The 22,572-nt window shown below is 64.1% G+C and carries 24 protein-coding genes; 12 read left to right on the forward strand and 12 right to left on the reverse strand.

Going from position 1 to position 22,572, the window contains the following annotated elements; all coding sequences use genetic code 11:
• Positions 1 to 3: 3 nt before the first annotated feature.
• The 7 genes from IVA88_RS17570 to IVA88_RS17600 all read right to left on the reverse strand — a co-directional run bounded on the left by IVA88_RS17570 (position 4) and on the right by IVA88_RS17600 (position 6,172).
• Complete coding sequence (locus IVA88_RS17570) at positions 4 to 747, reverse strand: ABC transporter ATP-binding protein (RefSeq protein WP_247498494.1); 744 nt, start codon at positions 745 to 747, stop codon at positions 4 to 6.
• Complete coding sequence (locus IVA88_RS17575; protein WP_247498495.1) at positions 744 to 1,742, reverse strand: branched-chain amino acid ABC transporter permease; 999 nt, start codon at positions 1,740 to 1,742, stop codon at positions 744 to 746. Before IVA88_RS17575 ends, IVA88_RS17570 begins: the two co-directional genes overlap by 4 nt.
• Positions 1,739 to 2,614, reverse strand: a complete 876-nt coding sequence (locus tag IVA88_RS17580) for a branched-chain amino acid ABC transporter permease (protein WP_247498496.1) — start codon at positions 2,612 to 2,614, stop codon at positions 1,739 to 1,741. The genes IVA88_RS17575 and IVA88_RS17580 overlap by 4 nt, the downstream gene beginning before the upstream one ends.
• Before the next feature lie 106 nt (positions 2,615 to 2,720).
• Positions 2,721 to 3,851: an ABC transporter substrate-binding protein gene (locus IVA88_RS17585; RefSeq protein WP_247498497.1), complete on the reverse strand. Its 1,131-nt coding sequence runs from the start codon at positions 3,849 to 3,851 to the stop codon at positions 2,721 to 2,723.
• Between the two features lie 58 nt (positions 3,852 to 3,909).
• Entirely contained in the window at positions 3,910 to 4,788 is an 879-nt protein-coding gene (locus IVA88_RS17590) for a shikimate dehydrogenase (RefSeq protein WP_247498498.1), read from the reverse strand.
• Positions 4,789 to 4,932: 144 nt separating this feature from the next.
• Positions 4,933 to 5,871, reverse strand: coding sequence for a LysR family transcriptional regulator (locus tag IVA88_RS17595; protein ID WP_247498499.1), 939 nt, complete (start codon positions 5,869 to 5,871; stop codon positions 4,933 to 4,935).
• A gap of 124 nt (positions 5,872 to 5,995) precedes the next feature.
• The gene (locus IVA88_RS17600) at positions 5,996 to 6,172 is read right to left on the reverse strand and encodes a hypothetical protein (protein ID WP_247498500.1); all 177 of its coding nucleotides are present in this window, start codon (positions 6,170 to 6,172) and stop codon (positions 5,996 to 5,998) included.
• A gap of 175 nt (positions 6,173 to 6,347) precedes the next feature.
• Between IVA88_RS17600 and IVA88_RS17605 the strand changes: the two genes are divergently transcribed.
• The 7 genes from IVA88_RS17605 to IVA88_RS17635 all read left to right on the forward strand — a co-directional run bounded on the left by IVA88_RS17605 (position 6,348) and on the right by IVA88_RS17635 (position 11,676).
• Positions 6,348 to 7,076, forward strand: a complete 729-nt coding sequence (locus tag IVA88_RS17605; protein ID WP_346657649.1) for a LuxR family transcriptional regulator — start codon at positions 6,348 to 6,350, stop codon at positions 7,074 to 7,076.
• An 83-nt stretch (positions 7,077 to 7,159) separates the two neighbouring features.
• Positions 7,160 to 7,816 carry an acyl-homoserine-lactone synthase gene (locus IVA88_RS17610; RefSeq protein WP_247498502.1) on the forward strand — a complete coding sequence of 219 codons (657 nt, stop codon included), beginning with the start codon at positions 7,160 to 7,162 and terminating at the stop codon, positions 7,814 to 7,816.
• Between the two features lies 1 nt (position 7,817).
• A complete protein-coding gene (locus IVA88_RS17615) occupies positions 7,818 to 8,036 on the forward strand; it encodes a hypothetical protein (protein ID WP_247498503.1) in 219 nt (72 codons plus the stop codon).
• Between the two features lie 300 nt (positions 8,037 to 8,336).
• Entirely contained in the window at positions 8,337 to 9,254 is a 918-nt protein-coding gene (locus IVA88_RS17620) for a branched-chain amino acid ABC transporter permease (RefSeq protein ID WP_247498504.1), read from the forward strand.
• Positions 9,251 to 10,195: a branched-chain amino acid ABC transporter permease gene (locus tag IVA88_RS17625; RefSeq protein ID WP_247498505.1), complete on the forward strand. Its 945-nt coding sequence runs from the start codon at positions 9,251 to 9,253 to the stop codon at positions 10,193 to 10,195. The genes IVA88_RS17620 and IVA88_RS17625 overlap by 4 nt, the downstream gene beginning before the upstream one ends.
• Positions 10,188 to 10,955: an ABC transporter ATP-binding protein gene (locus IVA88_RS17630; protein ID WP_247498506.1), complete on the forward strand. Its 768-nt coding sequence runs from the start codon at positions 10,188 to 10,190 to the stop codon at positions 10,953 to 10,955. Before IVA88_RS17625 ends, IVA88_RS17630 begins: the two co-directional genes overlap by 8 nt.
• On the forward strand, positions 10,948 to 11,676 hold the full coding sequence (locus IVA88_RS17635; protein WP_247498507.1) for an ABC transporter ATP-binding protein: 729 nt from the start codon (positions 10,948 to 10,950) through the stop codon (positions 11,674 to 11,676). Before IVA88_RS17630 ends, IVA88_RS17635 begins: the two co-directional genes overlap by 8 nt.
• Positions 11,677 to 11,759: 83 nt before the next feature.
• On the opposite strand, the gene IVA88_RS17640 is transcribed toward IVA88_RS17635, so the two are convergent.
• The 3 genes from IVA88_RS17640 to IVA88_RS17650 all read right to left on the reverse strand — a co-directional run bounded on the left by IVA88_RS17640 (position 11,760) and on the right by IVA88_RS17650 (position 15,385).
• Positions 11,760 to 12,143, reverse strand: coding sequence for a hypothetical protein (locus tag IVA88_RS17640; RefSeq protein ID WP_247498508.1), 384 nt, complete (start codon positions 12,141 to 12,143; stop codon positions 11,760 to 11,762).
• Positions 12,144 to 12,432: 289 nt separating this feature from the next.
• Positions 12,433 to 13,881, reverse strand: a complete 1,449-nt coding sequence (locus tag IVA88_RS17645; RefSeq protein WP_247498509.1) for a glutamine synthetase family protein — start codon at positions 13,879 to 13,881, stop codon at positions 12,433 to 12,435.
• 145 nt (positions 13,882 to 14,026) lie between these two features.
• Positions 14,027 to 15,385, reverse strand: a complete 1,359-nt coding sequence (locus IVA88_RS17650) for an aromatic ring-hydroxylating dioxygenase subunit alpha (protein ID WP_247498510.1) — start codon at positions 15,383 to 15,385, stop codon at positions 14,027 to 14,029.
• Between the two features lie 112 nt (positions 15,386 to 15,497).
• On the opposite strand from IVA88_RS17650, the gene IVA88_RS17655 reads away from it, so the two are divergent.
• The gene (locus tag IVA88_RS17655) at positions 15,498 to 16,283 is read left to right on the forward strand and encodes an IclR family transcriptional regulator C-terminal domain-containing protein (RefSeq protein WP_247498511.1); all 786 of its coding nucleotides are present in this window, start codon (positions 15,498 to 15,500) and stop codon (positions 16,281 to 16,283) included.
• A 106-nt stretch (positions 16,284 to 16,389) separates the two neighbouring features.
• On the forward strand, positions 16,390 to 16,722 hold the full coding sequence (locus IVA88_RS17660; protein WP_247498512.1) for a PRC-barrel domain-containing protein: 333 nt from the start codon (positions 16,390 to 16,392) through the stop codon (positions 16,720 to 16,722).
• 74 nt (positions 16,723 to 16,796) lie between these two features.
• On the opposite strand, the gene IVA88_RS17665 is transcribed toward IVA88_RS17660, so the two are convergent.
• Positions 16,797 to 17,192: a group II truncated hemoglobin gene (locus IVA88_RS17665; protein WP_247498513.1), complete on the reverse strand. Its 396-nt coding sequence runs from the start codon at positions 17,190 to 17,192 to the stop codon at positions 16,797 to 16,799.
• 12 nt (positions 17,193 to 17,204) lie between these two features.
• Positions 17,205 to 18,113, reverse strand: a complete 909-nt coding sequence (locus IVA88_RS17670; protein ID WP_247498514.1) for a helix-turn-helix transcriptional regulator — start codon at positions 18,111 to 18,113, stop codon at positions 17,205 to 17,207.
• Positions 18,114 to 18,249: 136 nt separating this feature from the next.
• Here IVA88_RS17670 and IVA88_RS17675 point away from each other — a divergent pair, with 136 nt between their 5' ends.
• From IVA88_RS17675 to boxC, 3 genes are all read left to right on the forward strand, one after another.
• Positions 18,250 to 19,791: a benzoate-CoA ligase family protein gene (locus IVA88_RS17675; RefSeq protein WP_247498515.1), complete on the forward strand. Its 1,542-nt coding sequence runs from the start codon at positions 18,250 to 18,252 to the stop codon at positions 19,789 to 19,791.
• A gap of 143 nt (positions 19,792 to 19,934) precedes the next feature.
• Complete coding sequence (locus tag IVA88_RS17680; protein ID WP_247498516.1) at positions 19,935 to 20,753, forward strand: alpha/beta hydrolase; 819 nt, start codon at positions 19,935 to 19,937, stop codon at positions 20,751 to 20,753.
• A 72-nt stretch (positions 20,754 to 20,825) separates the two neighbouring features.
• Positions 20,826 to 22,514: a 2,3-epoxybenzoyl-CoA dihydrolase gene (gene boxC / locus IVA88_RS17685; protein ID WP_247498517.1), complete on the forward strand. Its 1,689-nt coding sequence runs from the start codon at positions 20,826 to 20,828 to the stop codon at positions 22,512 to 22,514.
• Positions 22,515 to 22,572: the final 58 nt, after the last annotated feature.

A 22,572-nucleotide genomic window follows, 5' to 3' on the forward strand; every position in this document is an offset into this window, starting at 1 on the left:
TCCCTAGTGTCCGAGATAGGCTTCAATCACGGCGGGGTCCTTGCGGACCTCGTCGGGCCGTCCCATCGCCAGCACCTTGCCTTCCGCCATCACCATCACGCGCGTGCACAGCGACATCACGAATTCCATGTTGTGCTCGATCACGACGAAGGTGGCGTTCTTCTCGCGGTTGATCGCGACCAGCCGTTCCTTCAGGTCCGACAGCATCGACGGATTGACGCCGCCGGCGGGCTCGTCGAGCAACACCAGCCGAGGGCCGCCCATGAAGGCCATGGCGGCGTCGAGCAGTTTTTGCTGGCCATAGGAGAGCCCGCCGGCCGGCTCGTCGGCGAGATGATCGAGCTTGAAAAAGCCGATCATCTGGTTGGCCGCCGCCGTCAGTCCGGCATCGGAGCGGCCGACCAGGCGCGAGGCCATGCTGCCCTGGTGCTCCTGTCCTGCGAGGATCAGGTTCTCGCGCACCGACAGTTTTGGAAACACCTGCAGGAGCTGGAAGGTGCGGCTGACGCCGAGCTTGTTGAGTTCGGCGGGTCGCAAGCCGGTGACGACCTTGCCGTCGAGCTTGACCTCGCCGCCGCTCGGCGTGAGCTGGCCGAGGATGCAGTTGAACAGGGTCGACTTGCCGCAGCCGTTCGGACCGATCAGGCCGAGGATCTCGCCCTCGCGGACGTCGAAAGAGACGCCGCCGACCGCGCTGATCCCGCCAAAATTCTTCTTGATGCCGGTGACTTCGAGGACCGCGCTCATTGCGCCGTCTCCAGCCTGGATTTCGCGACGGCGCGCAGGGCGGAGGCCGCCTTGGTTCGCCGCTCGGCGAGATGGCGGTCCAGGATTCCCAAGATGCCGGTCGGCGACCAGATCAGCAGCCCCATCACCGCGATCGCGTAGAGCATCAGATAATAGCCCTCGGTGAAGCGCAGCCATTCCGGCAACAGCACGGCGATCATCGCGCCGAGGAACGGACCCAGGAAGAAGCCGGCGCCGCCGACGATCACCATCATCAGGAGGTCGAGGGAGAGCGACAGGTTGAACGGCACGGGATCGATATATTGCGTCAGCGGCGCATAGAGTGCGCCGGCGACGCCGCCCAGCGCGGAGCCGATCGCGAACGCCATCAGCGTGTAGCGGCGCGTGTCGACGCCCAGCGACTGCGCCCGCAGCGGGTTTTCGCGCAGCGCCATGAAGGCGCGGCCCCAAGGCGAGCGGATCAGCCACCACACCGCGAGCGACACGATCGCGAGCGAGCCGAGGCAGACATAGTAGAACGGCAGCGGCTTGTTGGTCGCGATGCCGAAGATGTGCGGACGCGGGATGTTGGAGATGCCGTAGATGCCGCCGGTGAGCCAGCTTTCGTTGCGAAACACCAGGAAGGCCAGCGTGGAGAAGGCGAGCGTGACGAAGGCGAGATAGTGATGCTGCACCCGCAGCGCGGGATAGCCGAGCACCCAGCCGACCGCGAAGCTCAGGCCAATCGCGACGACGATCGCCGCCGGCAGCGGCCAACCATGGGTGGTCATGATCGCCGCCGCGTAAGCGCCGATACCGACGAAGGCGCCCTGCGCCAGCGAGACCTGGCCGGCATAGCCGAGCGTGAGGTTGAGGCCCATTGCGGCGATAGCCATCACCGCCCACTGGCTCAGGATGAACAGGCCATAGCGGTTGAAGTTCATGGGGACGACGATTAGCGCAGCGATGACGATGAGGCCGAGCGCGATCTTCAGAGGTTTGGCGAAGCTGCTCATACGGTGCGCTCCTCGGCACGGCCGAGCAGGCCCTGGGGCCGGAACAGGATGACGGCGATCAGGAAGATCATCGGCACGGCGGCGCGGTACTGCGTCGAGACGTAGGCGGCCGCGAGATTGTCGAGCACGCCGATCAGGAGCCCGCCCGCGATCGCGCCGCGCACCTGGTTGAATCCGCCGACGATCGCGGCGATGAAGGCGGCCTGGCCCAGCACCTCGCCGGATGTGAATTTCGCGAGGTAGATCGGCGTGATCAGCAGCGAGGCCAGCGCGACCAGGAACGCGTTGATCAGGAAGGTCAGCAGGATCATGCGCTCGACCGGGACGCCGATGATGCGCGCCACCGTCGGGTTCTGCGCTGCGGCCTGCATTTGGTGGCCGAGTGAGGTGCGGTTGAGAAGCGCAGTCAGGCCGAAGACGGCAAGGATGGCGAGGACGAGGACGCCAATACTTTGCAGCGACACATTGTGACCGAGGATCGCAATATCGCCGGTCGGTACGATGGACGGGAAGGGCGAGGCCTCCGCGCTGAAGAACTGTTTTACGGCCTCCTTGAGGCCGATCGCGAGCGCCATGGTCGCGATCGCGAGCGGCAGCACGCCGTGGCGCATCATCGGATCGACCAGCAGCATCTTGAAGGTGAGGCCGAGCAGGAGCATCGAGAGCAGGATGCCGAGGATGATCGCCAGCCAGAACGGCGCGCCGGCATGCATCGCTGCCAGCATCAGGAACGCCGGCAGCATCACAAACTCGCCTTGCGCGAAATTGATGGTCTGCGACGTTTGCCACAGCAGCGTGAAGCCGACCGCGACCAGCGCATAGATCGCGCCGGTGGCAAGTCCCGCGACCAGAAGATCGAACAGATTGGACATGGGTTCTCTTTGATCGTTAGAGCCCGAGTGAACTGGATCGACGCAAGTTCAGGTGTGTCACTCCCTCTCCCCGCGAAGAGCGGGGCGAGGGAGAAGAAAGGAGCCCTCACTTCACCTTCGGCAGCACCTGCTTCACCACCTGCTTGCCTTCGACCACCTCGACCAGAAAGCTCTGGCGATCGATGTCGCCGGTGTCGCTGAAGGTGACGTCCATCAAGATGCCCGGCTCGTCCGCGGCCTTGATGGTCAGGCCATGAAGGGCGTCGGCGAACGCCTTGGAATCGACCTTGCCCATCTTGTCGGTCGTGGCTTTCACCATGTAGACCGCGAGATAGCCCTTCAGGCCGTTATGGTCGGGCACGTAATTGTACTTCTTCGCGAACTTGTCGCGAAACGCCTTGATCAGGTCGACCGGCGCGTCGGTGGTGAGGCCGACATGGCCGCGCGCGCCGTTGGCGGCATCGCCCGCGAGCTCGATCACCTTCTGGCCGATCAGCGTGGTCTCGCCCATCAGCGGCGCGGTGACGCCCTGGCGCTTCAGCTCCTTCAGGATGCGCGCGCTCTCTTCTTCGTTCAGGTAGACGAACACGGCGTCCGGATTGGCGGCCTTGATCTTGCCGACGTCGGCGGCGAAATCGGCCTGGCCCGCTTCGGTCGAGAGATCGGCGACGACCTTGGAGCCGAGGCGGTCGAGCTCCTTGACCACGACGTCGCGACCGCCGCGGCCGAAGTCGTTGTTGACCCAGACCACGGCGACCGACTTCGCCTTCATGTCGTCGTGAATGTATTTCGCGACCTTCGGCATCGACGATTGCTGGCCGAACGAGGTGCGGAACAGGAATTTGTTTCCGGCCTGCGTCAGCTCGGCGGCTTCGCCGCCCATGATCTGCGCGATGCCGGCCTCGGCCGCCAGCGGAGCGGTCACTTTCACGGAGCCGGAATAGCCGGGCCCGAGCAGCACATACGGCTCGGCGTCGAGCGCCTTCTGCACCTGCGCGCGCGCGACGCCGGGGTTGGATTGCGAGTCCGCATGAGTGACTTCGAGCTTGCGGCCGAGCACGCCGCCCCTGGCGTTGATCTCCTCGATCGCGAGGTCGATGCCGTTCTTCCAGTTGGTGCCGACGGTCGCCCCGCCGCCGGAAAGCTCGGCGACGTCGGCGAGCTTGATCGCCTGGGCGTGGACGCTGGTTGCGGTCGCGAAGGCAAGCAGGGCGCCTGCCAGAATGGTCGATTTCATGGTCTCTCCTCCCATTTTTCGTTGCTGTTGTGCGCGGCCTTGTGTCCGGCCGCTTCGGTTACGCTGCGTGATAGGCCGAGCTTCGTGCCGCCATCACCTCGTCAAATGCCTCTCCCATGACCTCGGTCGATGGGGCAAGGCCCGTGAACAGTTCGAAAGCGTCGGCGGCCTGGTAGATGGCGAGCTCCCGCCCGGTCATGATCCGCGCGCGCTTGGCTTGGGCGGCCGCCAGCAGCGGCGTGATCAGCGGCGAGTAGACGGCATCCGCAACCCACAATTTCTCATGCAGCAGCGTGGGCGGGACAGGCGTGCCGCGGTTCGGCAGCATCCCGACCGGCGTGCCGTTGACGAGGCCGGTCGCGCCTTGCAGCGCGTCCTCGAGGCTCGACGCCAGCCTTGCGACGCCCTGCGCGGCCAGCAGGGAGACGAGCGTCTCGGCGCGCGCCGGCTCGCTGTCGAAGATGCGGAGGTCGGTCACGTCCAGGCTCGCCAGCGCAAACGCGATCGCCTTGCCGACGCCGCCGGCGCCGATCACGGCGACGGCGTTGCCGGAGGGCGCCAGCAGCGGCGCCACCGCGCGTGCGAAGCCGGTGGTGTCGGTGTTGTGGCCCGTCAGCCGTCCGTCCTTGACGACGACGGTGTTGACCGCGCCCATCGCGGCGGCGCCCGGCGCCAGCGCGTTGAGCAACGGGACCACCGCTTCCTTGTAGGGGTAGGTGACGTTGACGCCGGCAAAGCCAAGCCGCCGCACGCCCTCGAGCATCATGCGAAGCCCGTCCGCATCGGCGCCGGCAACCTCGATGAGCTGGTAATGGCCGCGCAGCCCGAGCGCCTCGGCGGCTCGCTCGTGCATGGCAGGGGATGCGGAATGCGCGATCGGCGCGCCGATCAGGCCGGTGAGGAGTTTTTTGCTGGCGGTGTATCCGCGCTTGGACATGGTTCGCTATCGTCTCGTTGGGAGCGTTCGGTCCCAGCCATTAGCGGAGAAATCCGCGCAATTCCAATGGGCCTTCCGGGTGCGACGATAGTCTTTCCTCCGCCTAACACAATTACCCATTTATCGGACAAACCTAACATAATGTTATTTCCTTCGCCCACGCGCCGGGGTGGCCTTGCCGTTGCCGCGGCCCGGCTCCAGCGCGCGCATCTCGGCGCGCAGGGACTCGATGAAGTACTCGACGTGAAGCGACAACGGCGCGCCGCGCTTCACCGCGATATAGGTGTCGAACCGCGTCGGCTCGGCGATCTTCAACAGCTCGATTCCGGGATAGCCGCCATGGGCGACCGTGAACTGGTCGATGATGGCGATGCCGAGTCCCGCCTTCACCAGCGCGCAGACCGTGGTGCCGAAGCGCGCGCGAATGGTGATGTTGTAGTCGAGCCGGTTGCGCGCGAAGATCTCGGCCATGATCCGACCGTAGGGGTCGTTGGGATCGATGCCGATCAGCGGATAGCCGGTGATCTCGGCCGCGGAGACCTGCTTGCGGCCGGCGAGTTCGTGGCCTGATGGCACGATGCAAAAGAGCTCGCCGGAGGCGAGCGGCATGAAATCGAGGCCGGAATGCTCCAGCCGGTAGCTCATCGCGACGCACTCGCCGCGGCCGAGCAGGAGATAGTCGATCGCTTCCTCGAGCTTGAGGATGTTGATGTCGATGCCGAGGTCGGGATAGCGGCGGCGGACGCGCTCGATCGCGCGCGGCACCATCACCTGCGAGATGCTCGGCACCGAGCCAATGCGCAGCTCCGACAATCCGCCGCGGCCGATCTTGGAGATGAGCTCGGAGAGGTCGTCGACCTTCTTGTAGACGCCGTTGATCTGCTCGAAGATGTTCTCGGCTTCCGGCGTCGGGAAATAGCGGCCGTTCTGGCGCTGGAAAAAGCGGATGCCGAGCGAGCGCTCGGTGTATTTGACGAGGCGGCTGATTCCCGGCGCCGATACGTTCAGCAGCTTCGCCGCGCCGCCGATAGTGCCCGTCACCATCACGGCACGGATCACCTCAACCTGGCGCAGCGTCATCATGTCCTGGGCATCCGAAAGATAATCGTGGGCGCGATCATCTCATGAGAGGCATGATGTCAGCCAGCGGTAAAGGCGGCGTCCTCGCTCGATCTGTTGCATCGGCGTTGGTTGGCGCAACTGCGTCCTAGCTCGCCGGTCCTTCCGGGGAGGCGCTGTCTACCGGCTTGGTGCGCTCGCTTTGCAGCACCGCGCGCGCGAACTCGATGATCTTCTGCTTGTTTGCCGTTTCACGGACGGCGAAAAACACGCGGTTGAGTTCCAGGCCGAGCACGCTGTTGAGGGCGATGTCCTCGTCTTCCATCGTGGTTTTCCCGCTTCAGGCGTCATAGGTGTAACTTGACGCCCTTTCTTCCACAAGTAGATTAATCTTCGGCGTCAATGGGATACCGGGAGACTACGGAAACGGTGAATTGAGGCAGTCCCCAAAAACGTGCTATACCCGACAGCAAGGGTCAGGAAACGCACCGATGTCCGCCGTGGATGCCGTAGATTATGGCCGGGAGGCGCTCGACTTCATCGAAGGGCTTGCGGCCTATCGTAAGGTTCCGGACGCTATGAATGCGCTCGAAGGGGCCTTCGGGCGCTTCGGCTTCGAAACCATCATCGTGACAGGGTTGCCGAATCCCGACCAGCGGTTCGCACAGATGGTGCTCGCCAAGCGCTGGCCCGCGGAATGGTTCAGCCTCTACACCCAGAACAACTACGACCGCGTCGACCCGGTGGTGCGGATGTGCCGACAATCGGTCAACCCGTTTGAATGGTCGGAAGCGCCCTATGATGCCGAACTCGATCCGGGCGCGGCGGAGGTGATGAACCGCGCCGGCGATTTCCGTATGTCGCGCGGCTTCATCGTGCCGATCCACGGGCTCACCGGCTATGAGGCTGCCGTGTCGCTCGGCGGCATCCATCTCGATCTCAACGCTCGCAGCAAGCCGGCATTGCACCTGATGGCGATGTATGGCTTCGACCACATTCGCCGTCTGCTTCATCCGGCGCCGTATTCCTCGACACGCCTCACCCCGCGCGAGCGCGAAGTGATCTCCTGGGCCTCGCAGGGCAAATCGGCCTGGGAAATAGGCGAGATCCTGCACATCACGCAGCGTACCGCCGAAGAGCATCTTGCAACCGCCGCGCGCAAACTCGGCGCCGTCAACCGAACGCATGCCGTTGCACTGGCGATTCGCAACAAGATCATCAATCCCTAAGCGACGTACTGGGAAATTTCCCAATATCGAACCTGCCTCTTTTCGCAGAGGCTGCCCCGCATTGAGGACGAATGGGGGCTTTCATGATTCACGCCATTTCTGCGGTAAATCGTCACCTTTACGAAGACGTGCTCGAGCAGCATTTCCGGTTGCGGCACGACATCTTCGTCGAGGAGCGCCACTGGGAGGCACTTCGCAAACCGGATTGCCGCGAGATCGATTCCTATGACGACGAGGATACCGTCTATCTGCTTGCGCTGGAGGGGCGGCGCGTCATCGGCGGTCACCGGCTCTACCCGACCACCAAGCCTTCAATGATGAGCGAAGTCTTCCCTTATCTGGCGGCGGTGCGCGGCTGCCCGGCGGATCCGCTGGTCTGGGAATGGTCGCGCTACTTTGTCGTGCGCGATCGCCGCGACGGCGCGCTCAACCTGCAGCTGATGGCGGCGGTGCAGGAGTTCTGCCTCGGTCAGGGAATCGTGCAAGTTAGCGCGATCATGGAAACCTGGTGGTTGCCGCGCTTTCATGAGGCCGGCTTCGTCGTGACTCCGCTCGGTCTGCCGGCTCTGGTGGAGAACGCATGGACCATGGCGGCGACGATCGACATTCGTCGGGAGACGCTCGATGCCCTGCATGATCGCATCGGCATGCCTTCGATCGTGCAACAGGACGGCCCGCGTTTGGACGCCGTCGCCCGTGCCAACCTCTGCGGCCTCGCCGCGCAACGAAAGAGCGCCTGAGATGTCGAACATGATGCGGAACAGCCAGATCATGGCGCAGACCAAGGACGAGAATCTCGGCTACATGTCCGACATGGCGCTCGAGCTGGCGCAGATGGCGGAAGACACCGGATTGGCGACGCTCGCCTATCTGTTCCGGATGGCGGCGCTGGAGGCCTCGACAGCCAACAGCGTGCTCGCCGAGCCGGATGACCTACCCCGGCAGATGATGTCGCACTAGGCGCCATCCTTCCTAAACGTTGCGGCGAATTTCACACCCTCTTCCCGGCAACGGGGGGAGGGTGATCGTTTTGGGTGCGGCAGGTTGACCCAGCCTGCACGGCAGCGTTCTTGCAAAGAGCCGCTCGATCGCATGCATCGGCATGCAACAAAGTGCATGTTTGGTGTCGAATCGCTCTTGCCTCGGAACGATACTGCCATTACCCATTTTTCCGCCTTGTACAGGCAGGGGGAGCTCTTTCACTGATGGCGACCGTGTTCGAACATCGGCGTGAACCGGCGTGCGCCTGAAAGAGCTTTGATGCTGCTCGTCGTCGAACAGTTCTTGAACGGATTGCAGTTCGGCCTGCTGCTGTTCCTGCTCGCCGCCGGCCTGACGCTGGTGTTCGGGATCATGGATCTCGTCAACCTCGCGCACGGCTCGCTCTACATGATGGGCGCCTATTTCGCCGCGACGTTTGCGGCCTGGACCGGCAGCTTCCTGCTCGGCGCGCTGCTGGCGCTCGGCGCGACCCTCGTGCTCGGCATCGTGCTCGAGATGAGCGCGCTGCGGCATCTCTACGGACGCGATCATCTCGACCACGTGCTCGCGACCTTCGGCCTGATCCTGTTCTTCAACGAAGCCGTGCGGCTGATCTGGGGGCCGGCCGGACTTGCGCTGCCGCTGCCGGCCTGGCTCACGGTGCCGGTGCCGATCCTGCCGGGCATTCACTATCCCGCTTATCGTCTCGCCATCATCGCGGTGGCGCTGCTGGTCGCGCTGCTGCTCTATCTCGGCGTGATGCGCACCCGCATCGGCATGCTGATCCGCGCCGGTGCCTCCAATCGCGAGATGATCGGCGCGCTCGGCATCAACATCAAGCTGCTCTACACCCTGGTGTTCGGCCTCGGTGCCGCGCTCGCCGGTCTTGCCGGGTTGATGCAGGCGCCGATCCTCACCGTGCAGATCGGCATGGGCGAGAACATCCTGATCCTCGCCTTCGTCATCATCGTGATCGGTGGAATCGGCTCGATCCGCGGCGCGTTCCTGGCGGCGATCCTCGTCGGCATGATCGACACGCTCGGCCGCGCCTTCCTGCCCAATCTGTTGCGGCAGGTGCTGAGCGGCGCCGCCGCCTCCACCGCCGCGCCCGCGCTGTCGTCCATGCTGATCTATCTGCTGATGGCGATCGTGCTGGTGGTGCGGCCGGAGGGGCTGTTTCCGGCCAACCGTCGATGAAGACTTTCACCGTGAGCAAGGCCGTCACGGCCCTGATGCTGGCGGGCCTCGTGCTGCTGCCGCTTTATTCGCAACTCTCCGGCAACATCTTCATCCTGACGCTGCTCACCCGCATCGTCATCCTGGCGCTGGCGGCCGCGAGCCTCAACCTCATCATGGGCTTTGGCGGCATGATGAGTTTTGGCCATGCCGCCTATCTAGGCATCGGCGGCTACGCGGTCGGCATGCTGGCGCAGGAAGGCGTGGGAAGCGGCTTCATCCAGTTTCCGGTCGCGCTTGCGGCATCCGCTATTTACGCGCTCGTGATCGGCGCGCTCTCGCTTCGCACGCGCGGCGTTTACTTCATCATGATCACGCTCGCCTTCGCTCAGATGGCCTATTACGTCGCCTCGGGGCTGGCGCGTTATGGCGGCGATGACGGCCTCACCGTCTACAAGCGCAGCGACTTCTCCGGGCTGATCAATCTGTCGAACCGCACGCAATTCTATTATCTCTGCCTCGCCTGCCTGTTCGCCGTCATCTTCCTGATCTGGCGCATCGCCAATTCGCGTTTCGGCCTCGTCCTGCAGGGCCTGCGCTCCAACGAGCAGCGCATGCAGGCGATCGGCTTTCCCGCCAAACGCTACCAGCTGGTCTGCTTCGTCATCTCGGGCACGATGTGCGGTCTCGCCGGCGCGCTGCTCGCCAACAACACCGATTTCGTCAGCCCGGCCGTGATGTACTGGACGCGGTCCGGCGACCTCATGGTGATGGTGATCCTCGGGGGCATGGGCACGCTATTCGGTCCGGTCATCGGCGCGGTGGTGTATCTGCTGCTCGAAGAGTTCTTGTCGCAGCTCACCGAATATTGGGCGCTGATCATGGGCCCGCTGCTGCTGCTGATCGTGCTGTTCGGTCGCGGCGGTATCATGGGCCTACTCGGGAGGCTCAACCGTGGCTGAACCGCTGCTCCGCGTCGACAAGCTGGTGCGCCGTTTCGGCGGCATCGTTGCGACGGACAACGTCTCGCTCGATGTCGCGGCCGGAGAGCTGCACGCCATCATCGGCCCGAACGGCGCCGGCAAGACCACGCTGATCAGCCAGCTCACCGGGCATCTGGAGCCGCATTCCGGCAGCGTCTCGCTCGGCGGCCGCGACATCACCTATCTGCCCGCCTATCGCCGCTGCGCGCTGGGTCTGGCACGTTCGTTCCAGATCACCTCGCTGCTGCTCGATTTCACCGCCGCGGACAATGTCGCGCTTGCGGCGCAAGCGCATGCCGGCACCTCGTTCCGCTTCTTCGCCAATGCACGCAAGGAGAAGGGCCTGCGCGATGCCGCGCACGCCGCGCTCGACCGCGTCGGTCTCGCCCATCGTGCCGATGTCCTGGTGTCGAGGCTCAGCCATGGCGAGCGGCGCCAGATCGAACTCGCGGTTGCGCTGGCGAGCAAGCCGAAGCTTTTGCTGCTCGACGAGCCGATGGCGGGCCTCGGCGTCACTGAGTCCCAGCGCATGGTGCAGCTGCTTCAGGAACTGCGCAAAGAGGTCTCGATCGTGCTGGTCGAGCACGACATGCCGGCCGTGTTTGCGCTCGCCGACCGCATCTCGGTGCTGGTCTATGGCCGCGTCATCGCCTCCGGCGATCCGGCCGCGATCCGGGCGAACGAGGACGTCAGGCGTGCCTATCTCGGCGATCAGCATGTGGTGACGCACCATGGCTGACAAACTGATGGACGACACGCTGCTCGAGGTCGACGGCATCGAGACCTGCTACGGCCTGTCGCAGGTGCTGTTCGGCCTGTCGCTGTCGATCAAATCAGGCGAGATGGTCTCGCTGATGGGCCGCAACGGCATGGGCAAGACCACGACCATCCGTTCCATCATGGGCCTGACGCCGGCGCGCGCCGGCAGCATTCGCTTTGCGGGCGCCGAAGTGCGGACGCAGCCGTCCTACAGGATTGCACAGCTCGGGATTGGTCTCGTCCCCGAGGGGCGGCAGATCTTCCCGAACCTCACCGTGCGCGAGAATTTGGTCGCGGCCGCCGCCGATCGTTTCGGCAGCAGCAATCCCTGGACGCTGGCGGCGATCTACGTGATGTTTCCGCGGCTCGCCGAGCGCGCCTCCAACATGGGCAACCAGCTCTCCGGCGGCGAGCAGCAGATGCTCGCCATCGGCCGCGCGCTGATGACCAACCCGAAGCTCCTCATCTTGGATGAAGCGACCGAAGGCCTGGCGCCCCTGATCCGCGAAGAGATCTGGAACTGCCTGTCGCTGCTCAAGAGCCGCGGACAGTCGATTCTGGTCGTCGACAAAAACGTGGACCACCTCGCCCGCATCTGCGACCGCCACACCATTATCGAGCGCGGCAGGACTGTGTGGAGCGGCACCTCCGACGAACTGCTGGCGGAGCCTGATCTGCAGCACAAATATCTGGGGATCTAGGGGTCAGCTGGCAATGTGAGGACGGCGCCCTGGTGCCTCGCAATCGGTGTCGTCCTGGCTTTCGCGAGGACGACATGGGGCCTTCACCAATAAATCCCGTGCCGATGCAGTTCGCGAATCACGCGGGCTTCGGTGGACGGCTGGCGACGTCTCGGCTTTGCAATCTCGGTCCCGCCTGCCAGCGGCGCCGCGGTGGACTGAGCAGCGGCTGCAGCGGCAGGAGCGGTCGCGACGGTCGCAGCCGTCGGTTGGGGCGAGGTCGGTGTAGTGGTCGCCGTCTGCACATTTGGCGGTGGCGTTGTTGCCGCAGCCTTCGTTGCCTCGGACGCGACCGCTGCCGACGGCGCCGGTTGCCCGGCCACCTGCTGGCTTGCATTGGTCGCCGCAAGGCTCAGGCTCCGCGGGCCGCCGGCATCGGCTTGTGTTGCGAGCAGCGACATCACCGCGATCAGGATCAGCTTCCGCATCGGAAACCCCATTTATCTGGTCAATCCGTCTTACCTAGATTCGCCAGCGTCTAGCGCAGCGAACGGCCCGTCCCGATCTCGATCAAGGTGGCACGGCAGGACAGGCGATAGATCAGGCTGAACAATTGACCCCACATGACCGAACTCCATTGTTGATCACGAGAGCCAATATACATCCCCGGTCTTTCCGGCGGTTTTCGTGGACCGGGGAAAACGGCTTCGTCGGGGCGGTGAAATGTCGTCGGAACAGGTCGGACGAAGTCGCCTCACGGGAGCGTGAGGCCGCACCTCAGAATATCTCGAAATATTCCTTGTGCTCCCAGTCGGTCACCTCGGACAGGAAGCGGTCGATCTCGGCATTCTTGATGTGGGTGTAATAATCGACGAACTCGGCACCAAGTTTTTCACGGAAGAACGGATCGTCCTTCAGCGCGCTGACCGCATCGCGTAAGGACTTCGGCAAGAGCGGCGCCTTGGTCTCGTAGGGCGTGTCGGCGGACGGGCCGGGATCGAGCTTTCGATCGACGCCGTCGAGGCCTGAGAGAATCTGCGAGGCCATGTAGAGATAGGGATTGGCGGCGGGCTCGCCGATGCGGTTCTCCAGGCGCGTGGCGGCGTCGCCGGCAGCGCCGAGTACGCGGATCATCACGCCACGATTGTCGCGGCCCCAGATCGCGCGGTCCGGCGCCAGCGAATAGGCGCGGTAGCGCTTGTAGCCATTGATGGTCGGAGTGGTGAACACGGTCGAGGTGCAGGCGTGGTCGAGCAGGCCCGCAAGCCAGGCGCGGCCGAACGCGCTGAGCGGCTCGCCGCCCTCCTTGGTCTTTTCCTTGGCCATGAATAGATTGTCGCCGCTTGTACGTGAGACCACCGATTGGTGCAGATGCCAGCCGCTCGCGAACAGGTTCGGCAGCTTCGGCCGGCACATGAAGGTGGCGTGATAGCCGTGGCGGTGCGCGATCTGCTTCACGGCAGAGCGGAACAGCACCATGTTGTCGGCGGGCTCCATCCCTTTCTTCGGCGCGAAGGTGAATTCGCACTGGCTCGGCCCGAACTCGACCTCCACTGAGCGCAAGGGCAACCCGAGTGCGACGATGTCACGGCGTAGGATTTCCAGCACCGGCTCCATCTGATCGAAGCGCTGCTCGGTGAGGTATTGATAGCCGTGGCTGAGCAGGCTCACCGAAGGTGGTGTGCCGGGCTGGCCGGCGTCCTCCGGGCGCATATGCGGATCGTCGAGCTTGAAGATGTGGAATTCGACCTCGAGCCCCGCGATGAAATCGTGGCCGCGACGTCCGAGCTCGTCGAGCGCCTTGCGATAGAGCCCGCGCGTCGCGAACGGCACCGGACGGCCGTCGTTGAAATAGAGGTCGCAGAGAACCCAGCCGCTGGTCGGTGCCCACGGCAACACGCGGAAACTGGTGGGATCGGCGACCATCAGCACGTCGGCCGCGCCCTCCATCTCCTTCATGCCGAAGCCGCCGCCTGACGTGAACACCGGAAACACCGTGCGGTGCGAGGTGTCCTTGGCGAGCAGGGTGGTGGTGATGGAGCAACCGCTCTCCAGCGATGCGATCGCCTCGGCCGCGATGATGGTCTTGCCGCGCAAAATGCCGTGCTGGTCCGGGAAGGCGAGGCGGATGACTTCGAGGTTCTTCTCCTCGACGAGACGGCGCATGCGCGTCGCCGCGTCCTTCTGCTCATCCGACCACAGCGCGTGACGCGCGACGAAAGTCACTTTGATTGCTCCTCTAGCCGTACGACGCGAGCATGCGCCACATTCGCCGTCATTGCGAGCGTAGCGAAGCAATCCAGAAATGCGTCCGCGGTGGCAGACTGGATTGCTTCGCTACGCTCGCAATGACGAGGATGGGCCGTCACCCTCACTCCGCCGCCGTCAGCCGGTGCACGTTGTCCGCGATCTCCTTCGGCACCGGCGCCGTCCACGGTGCGCCGCGGCGGCGCTTGACGTCGACTTCCATCCAGTAGGTCTCCCAGCCTCGTGTCGGCCCGATGCCGTCCATGGTCGCCGGGCCCTGGATCGAACGCGCGGTGCTCTCGTCGAGATGCAGCATCGGCTTCTCGCCGCCCGCGACCTTCTCGATCTCCTGCCGCAGCAGGCGGCGGTACTGCACGATCGCCTTGTCGCTCGTGCCGAGGTGCTCCCTGGTGCGGTCCTGGATCGCGCCCATCGATTCCACCGCCCACTGGTCGTGGACGTTGATGTCATTGCCCATACCGGTGTAGGTCGCGGTCTGCTGCTCGTGCGGGTCGAAGCCGTAGTCGTTCGTCCTGTTCTTGCGGGATTTGTAGTCCGGCAGCTCGTAGAGCTCGAGCCGCTGGTCGCGCATCTTCTTCTTGTCGACCGGGTTCGAATAGCTGGTGAAGATCGCGTACCAATAGCAGTTCTCATCGTCGACCGGCACGTGCCACTGCGTGATCGTCATCTCCGTGCTCATAGGGATGACGAAGCCGTGCGGGAAGATCTGGTTGGTAACGCGCACGTGCGTTCGCTCCTCGTCGATCTCGCGCAGCGCGATCAGCCGCAGGCCGTATTCGGTGTGCTCGACATTGATGATGGGGCGGTCGTACTCGCGCAGGATCTTCGTCATCGGCAGGTCGGAGCCGGCGGATGCGCCGCGGAACTGCTTGCCGTAAGCCGTCGAGGTGTCCTCGTCCTCGAAGAAGCGATGCAGATAGGAGGCATGCGCGGGATCGATGCCCACCTCCAGCGCCTGGAGCCAGTTGCAGGCCATGTGGCCCTTGAATGCAAAAGTATGCGTGCCGGGCGCGATAAAACAGTCGAGCTCCGGAAACGCCGGCGGTTCACCCTCGCCGAGCCAGGCCCACAGGATGCCGCTCTTCTCCACCACCGGATAGGAGCGCTGACGGATGTTCTGGCAGAGCTTTGAGTCCTTCGGCTCCGCCGGCGTCTCGATGCATTGCCCGGTGGCGTCGAACAGCCAGCCATGGAAGGCGCAGCGCAGCCCGCCATGCTCAAGCCGTCCGAACGCAAGGTCGGCGCCGCGATGCGCGCAGTGCCGATCGATCAGGCCGTAGCGTCCGGTCTCGTCGCGGAACAGCACCAGGTTTTCACCGAGCAGCTTGACGGGGCGGATCGGACGATCGCCTTCGAGTTCGTCCACCAGTGCCGCCGGTTGCCAATAGCTCCGCATCAGCTTTCCGCAGGGGTCCTTCGGACCGGTGCGGGTGATCAGGTCGTTCTGCTCCTGGCTCATCATGGCAGTAGCGTCCTTTGTGGAGTGACGATTGTTCGCCTATTGAACGAATGGGCGAATTATGACATGGCTTGGTCCGGCAGCAAGCACTATTTTGCAGGAATGTCCCGAGCCCATGCCCAAGCTGAAGCGAAGCGAGAGCGACGAACGCGCGACGGATTTCGTCGAGAGCCTCGATCGCGGCCTGCGCCTGCTGCAATGTTTTGGCACCACGGCGGGGCCGATGACGCTGAGCGATCTCGCCCGTGCCGCCGAGCTTCCACGCGCCACCGCGCGGCGCATGCTGTTCACGCTCCAGCGCGGCGGCTTCGTCGATGGCGACGGCAAGCTGTTCTCGCTGACGCCGCATGTGCTGACACTGGCCGCATCGTATCTGCGGTCCAGCCAGCTCGTCACGGTCCTGCAACCGGTGCTCGATCGCGTCGCGACAGCGGCCAACGAAATCTCCTCGCTCGCGGTGCTCGACGGCGATGAGGTCGTGTTCATCGCGCGCAGTAGCCCGGCGCGCATGTTTTCAGGTGGGCTGGACATCGGCTACCGCCTGCCGGCGTTCTGCACCTCGGTCGGCCGCGCCATGCTCGGCCAGCTCGATGATGTGGAGTTAACTGCGCGTCTGAGAGCGATGAAACGCGAGGCGCTGACGCCGCAGACGGAGACCGATCCCAAGGAATTGTGCGCGCGCATCGCCGCCGACCGCGCGCAGGGCTACGCGCTGGTCGATCGCGAGGCCGAGCCGCATTTCCGCTCGATCTCCGTTCCCGTCCGCCGCTACGACGGTGTGATCGTCGCCGCCATCAACATGGGCGCCCATGTCGACCGCGTGCCGGCGCAGGAATTGATCGGCCGCTTCCTGCCGCTGTTGCGGGATGGCGCGGAGTCGGTGGGGTCGCGGTTGTTGTAGCTGAGGCCAGGAGAGCAAAAAGCCCAGAGAGCAAAGAGGTGGGTTTCGCTCGTCCTGCCTGCCAGGCTATAATGCGCAGGGCAAAAAAGAGAACAGGGAGGACACCATGCACCATACCATGGTTCCCAGTGATCGCGTGGAGCATGTCGCCGTCTACGGGCGCGACGGCACCAAACTCGGCACGATCGAGCGGTTGATGCTCGACAAGGTGAGTGGAACGGTCGCCTACGCCGTGATCAAGACCGGCAGGCTGCTCGGCACCCACCATCATTATCCTCTGCAGTGGAGCGCACTGAGATATGATCCAGGACGTCAGGTCTTCCAGGTCGAGCTGACGCCGGAGCAACTGAGCAGCGGCCCCTGCGAAGTCGATGGCGATGAATTCGACTGGGGTGACCGCTCGCGGCCTTACCCGCATCCGAATTACTGGTCGATCTAGTCGCGTCGTAAGTCTCATAGTCCGGGTCAGCGAAGCGGTACCCGAACGCCACACGTCGGCCTTTATCGACGTTTTTACGGCCGGTTGCGCATCCAGTCGGCGAGGCCGGACAGCGCCTTGTCGAGGTCTTGCCGCGCGGCAGGATCGACGACCGTCTCCTCCAGCGCGCCGCGCATGCAGAGCATCCACGCATCGCGCTCGGCATTACCGATGGCAAAGCCGATGTGGCGCTGCCGCAGCCGTGGATGGCCCTTCTCGACCGAATAGAGTTTTGAGCCGCCGGTCCATTCGGTGAGATAGCGCTTCAGCACGTACCTGATCGCACCGAGATCGGCGGCGTGCATCGCGCGGATGACCTGCGCCTCCGGCAGGGTATCCATGCGATCGTAGAAGCAATCGACCAGCCGATCGATCGTGGTGCTGCCGCCGATCCGCTCGAACATGGAGATTGCGGCGCCGCTATCGGTCATCGGAGTTCAGACCTACAGCGCGACGCTGCGCAGCCCAAAGCTGCGGGCTTCGTTTTGCAGCACGGGCCGTACCGCATCGATCAGGCGCGCGGCCGCGGCATCGACCGAAAGTCCCGCCGTGTCCACCACCGCCGTCGCGCGCGCATACAGCGGCTCGCGGCTGAGCAAAATATTGCGCAGCTCCGCCATGGCAGAGCGGTCGTCGGCCATCGGGCGCAAATCGCCCTGCCGGCGGACGCGGGCCATGTGCTCCTCGGGCTCGGCTTTCAGCCAGATCGTATAGAACGACGACAGGATCTGGTCGAAGGTCAAAGGCTCCGAGACGATGCCCCCGCCGGTCGCCAGCACCATCAGCTCGTTGCGCGCGAGCAGCTGTTGCAGCGCGGCCTGCTCCATGCGGCGAAAGCCTTCCTGGCCGTAGAGCGCGATGATCTCGGCGACCGAGAGACCGTTCTGCTGCTCGACCTCCTTATTGAGCTCGACAAAGCTCCAGCCCACCTTCTTTGCCAGGATCTTGCCGAGCGTGGATTTGCCGGCGCCGCGCAGGCCGATCAGCGCGATGCCGCAGAATGGCGCGCGGCGCGGCGCGGAGGCGCTGCCGCCGGCGAGCAGATCCTTGGCCTGCGCGATCTGCGCAGGTGTCGCCTTGCGCAACAGATCGCGAAACATCTGCCAGTCCGGAGTCGGATCGGCTGAGGGAAGCAAATCTTCCAGATGCGCGCCCATTGCGTCGGAGACGCGGCGCAGCAGCACGATAGAGACGTTGCCCTTGCCACTTTCGAGCTGCGCGATATAGCGCTCCGAAATTCCTGAAACCTTGGCGAGCACTTTGCGCGACATGCCGCGCAGCGCGCGCATGGTGCGCACGCGCTGGCCGAGCTGTTCGAGAAATCGGGATTCGGCGTCGGGACTGTCGGTCATGGACTACGGATCACGGGCCTTCTTAGCGGTTGTCCTACGGCGCACTTAAATGAAACATAGTGCCTGCTGGCATTGACAGCAAGCCGCTGCAGTGTCTTTCTATGAATTATAATTCTAAATCCAAGGGGAGAAGTCCGTGAGCGAGGGATCCTATAACGCGGTGACCTGGCTGCTCGACCGGAATGTCGAGGAAGGACGCGGCGACAAGGTCGTCTTCGACGACACCGTCTCACGGCTCACCTATGGCGAGCTGGCGCGCGAAACCCGGCGCACGGCCAACATGCTGCGCCGGCTCGGCGTCCGCCGCGAAGAGCGCGTGGCCATGATCATGCTGGATACGGTCGACTTCCCGATCGTGTTCCTGGGCGCGATCCGTGCCGGCATTGTGCCGGTGCCGCTCAACACCCTGCTGACATCGGATCAATACGCCTACATCCTCGCTGACTGCCGCGCGCGTGTGCTGTTCGTCTCGGAAGCGCTCTATCCCGTCATCAAGGACGTCGTCGGCCGCATGCCGGACCTCGAGCATGTCGTGGTGTCCGGCGCCAAGCTCAACGGCCACAAGCAGCTCGCCGAAGAACTCGCGGACGAGAGCGAGCAGTTCACGACCGCCGCGACACATCCGGACGAACCCGCATTCTGGCTCTATTCGTCGGGCTCGACCGGCATGCCCAAGGGTGTGCGCCACATCCATTCGAACCTGCAGGCGACCGCCGATACTTACGCCATGCAGGTGCTCGGCATCCGCGGGAACGACGTTTGTCTTTCTGCGGCAAAGCTGTTCTTCGCCTATGGCCTCGGCAATGCGCTGACCTTTCCGATGTCGGTCGGCGCCACCACGATCTTGAATAGCGAGCGCCCGACGCCGGCGCGCATGTTCGACCTGATGAACCGCTACAACCCGTCGATCTTCTACGGCGTGCCGACGCTTTTCGCGGCGATGCTCAACGACGAGGCGATGAAGCGCGAGCGCTGCGGCGGGGCCTTGCGCATCTGCACATCGGCCGGTGAGGCGCTGCCGGAATCTGTCGGCACCAGCTGGAAGGCGCGCTTCGGCGTCGACATTCTTGACGGCGTCGGCTCGACCGAGCTGTTGCACATCTTCCTGTCGAACGCGCCCGGCGACATCAAATACGGCTCCTCCGGCAAGCCAGTGCCCGGTTATGCGGTGCGGCTCGTCAACGAGGCCGGACAGGATGTCGCCGACGGCGAGGTCGGCGAATTGCTGGTCGATGCGCCCTCGGCCGGCGAAGGTTACTGGAACCAGCGCCACAAGAGCCGCCGCACCTTCGAGGGGCCGTGGACCCGCACCGGCGACAAATATGTCAGGGATGCCGAGGGCCGCTACACCTTCTGCGGCCGCGCCGACGACATGTTCAAGGTCTCCGGCATCTGGGTCTCGCCCTTCGAGGTCGAGAGCGCGCTGATCACGCATCCAGCCGTGCTGGAAGCTGCCGTCGTGCCGGAAGCCGATCCGGAAGGTCTGCTGAAGCCGAAGGCCTTTGTCGTGCTGCGGCCGGGCGTGGCGACGACGAACTTGCAGGAAATGCTCAAGGACCACGTCAAGCAGAACATCGGCCCGTGGAAATATCCACGCTGGATCGACGTGGTGGACTCGCTGCCGAAGACCGCGACGGGAAAGATCCAGCGGTTCAAGTTGCGGGACGGCGCGAACTAGAAACAAGCCGTCATGGCCGGACAAAAGTGCGAAGCGCGTCTTCAGCAAAGTGTCCCGGCCATCCACGCCCGACCGCGATTGAGGAACGACGTGGATACCCGGGTCGAGCCTGGGCATGACGACGGAGAAGGACGAACGAAGAAATGACTCTCTCCCCCACTGGCTACCTCAGCATCGGCAACGCCAGCCTGGAATACAAATGGCTGGCGCCGCAATCCGCCGACGCACCGACGATCGTCATGCTGCATGAAGGCCTCGGCTCCGTCGGGCTCTGGGGCGACTTCCCGGAAAAACTTCGAGAGGCGACCTCCGTCGGCATCTTTGTCTACTCCCGCGCGGGCTACGGCCAGTCGAGCAAGGTCGCGCTGCCGCGGCCGCTCGACTACATGCAGCGCGAGGCGCTGGACGTGCTGCCGAAGGTCCTCGATGCGATCGGCTTCAAGCGCGGCCTGCTGCTCGGGCATTCCGACGGCGCCTCGATCACGACGATCTATGCCGGCGCGCATCAGGACCATCGCCTGAACGGCCTCGTGCTGATCGCGCCGCATTTCATCGTTGAGGACATCTCGGTGAAGTCGATTGCCGACATCAAGAGGGCATTTGAGACCACCGACCTGAAGGCAAAGCTCGCGCGCTGGCACAGCGACGTCGACAATGCCTTCTACGGCTGGAACGCCGCCTGGCTGGACCCAAAGTTCCGCGATTGGGATATTTCCGAATCTCTCGCCTATATCCGCGTCCCCGTCATGATCCTGCAGGGCGCGGACGACCAATATGGGACATTGCGTCAGGCGGAAATCGCGCAGCAAGAATGCTATTGCCCGGTCGATTTGAAAGTCATTTCAGGCGCGGCGCATTCTCCGCATCGCGAAGTTCCGGGCGCGACGCTTGACGCGATTGAGCAATTTGCAGCAGCTACCCTACGAGATGATATGCAACAAAATGCATGTATGGGCCGTTAAGGACTAGACCTGCGCAATAATATGCATTATTGTGCATCTAATGGTAAACCAAGACGAACTCAAGGGTGGCCCATGGCCGGGGAAGATCGGCGCCTCGCAGGCGGCGCGACATTCATCGATTTCCAGACCGAACCGTCCCGCTACAAGCACTGGAAGCTCGCGGTCGACGGTGACGTCGCGACGTTGACCATGGACGTCGACGAGAACGGCGGCCTGTTCGAAGGCTATCTACTCAAGCTCAACTCTTACGATCTCGGCGTCGACATCGAGCTTGCGGATGTCGTCCAGCGGCTGCGCTTCGAGCACCCCGAGGTCAAGGTCGTGGTGATGCGCTCGGCCAAGAACCGCGTGTTCTGCGCCGGTGCCAACATCCGCATGCTCGCGGGCTCCACGCATGCCCACAAGGTGAACTTCTGTAAGTTCACCAACGAGACCCGCAACGGCATGGAAGATTCGTCGGAGAATTCCGGCCAGCGCTTCATCACCGTCGTGAACGGCTCGGCCGCCGGCGGCGGCTATGAGCTTGCGCTCGCCACGGACTACATCATGCTCGCCGATGACGGCGCGTCTGCCGTTGCGTTGCCCGAAGTGCCGCTGCTCGCAGTGCTGCCCGGCACCGGCGGCCTCACCCGCGTGGTCGACAAGCGCAAGGTGCGCCGCGATCACGCCGATTTCTTCTGCACCATCGAGGAAGGCGTGAAGGGCAAGCGCGCCGTGCAGTGGCGGCTAGTCGACGAGATCGCGCCGAACAGCAAGCTCGAAGCGAAGGTTGCCGAGCGCGCCAGGGAATTCGCCGACGCCTCCAAGCGCAAGGGCAGCGGCAAGGGCGTCGCGCTGACGCCGCTCAAGCGCGTTATCGACGAGACCGGCATCCGCTACGGCTTTGTCAACGTCGATATCGATCGCGCCGCGCGCGTCGCCACCATCTCGATCAAGGCGCCGGAGACCGCGCTGCCCGCCGACATCGACGGCATGATGGCGCAGGGTGTCGCGTTCTGGCCGCTCCAGGTCGCGCGCGAACTCGATGACGCGATCCTGCATCTGCGTATCAACGAGCTCGAGATTGCCATGCTGGTGTTCAAGAGCCATGGCGACCGCGCCCATGTGCTCGCCTGCGATGCCTTCCTCGAAACCAACAAGGCGCATTGGCTGGTCAACGAAATCAGGCATTACTGGAAACGCGTCCTGAAGCGCATTGACGTCACCTCGCGCACGCTGGTGACGCTGGTCGAGCCCGGCTCCTGCTTTGCCGGCACGCTCGCCGAACTCGTCTTCGCCGCCGACCGCTCCTACATGCTGATCGGCACGCGCCAGGGCGACAACCGCCCGCCGCCTTCCATTGAGCTTTCGGCCATGAACTTCGGCCCCTATCCGATGAGCCATGGCCTGACGCGGCTGCAGTCGCGCTTCCAGGCCGATCCGTCGGATGTGGAACGCGCGGAAGCTACGATGGGCACCGCGCTCGACGCCGAGCAGGCGGAAGAGCTCGGCCTCGTCACCTTCGCGCTCGACGACATTGACTGGGACGACGAGGTTCGCGTGTTCCTGGAGGAGCGTGCCAGCTTCTCGCCCGACAGCCTCACCGGCATGGAGGCAAGCCTGCGCTTCGTCGGCCCCGAGACGATGGAGTCGAAAATCTTCTCGCGCCTCACCGCATGGCAGAACTGGATCTTCCAGCGCCCGAACGCGGTCGGCGAGGAAGGCGCGCTGCGGCGCTACGGCAGCGGCCAGAAACCGAAATTCGATATGACGCGGGTTTAGCCACATTCAGCGTCATGGCCGGGCTTGTCCCGGCCATCCACGTCCTTGGCTCACGCAG

Source organism: Bradyrhizobium sp. 149, assembly GCF_023073915.1.
Taxonomy (GTDB): Bacteria; Pseudomonadota; Alphaproteobacteria; order Rhizobiales; family Xanthobacteraceae; genus Bradyrhizobium.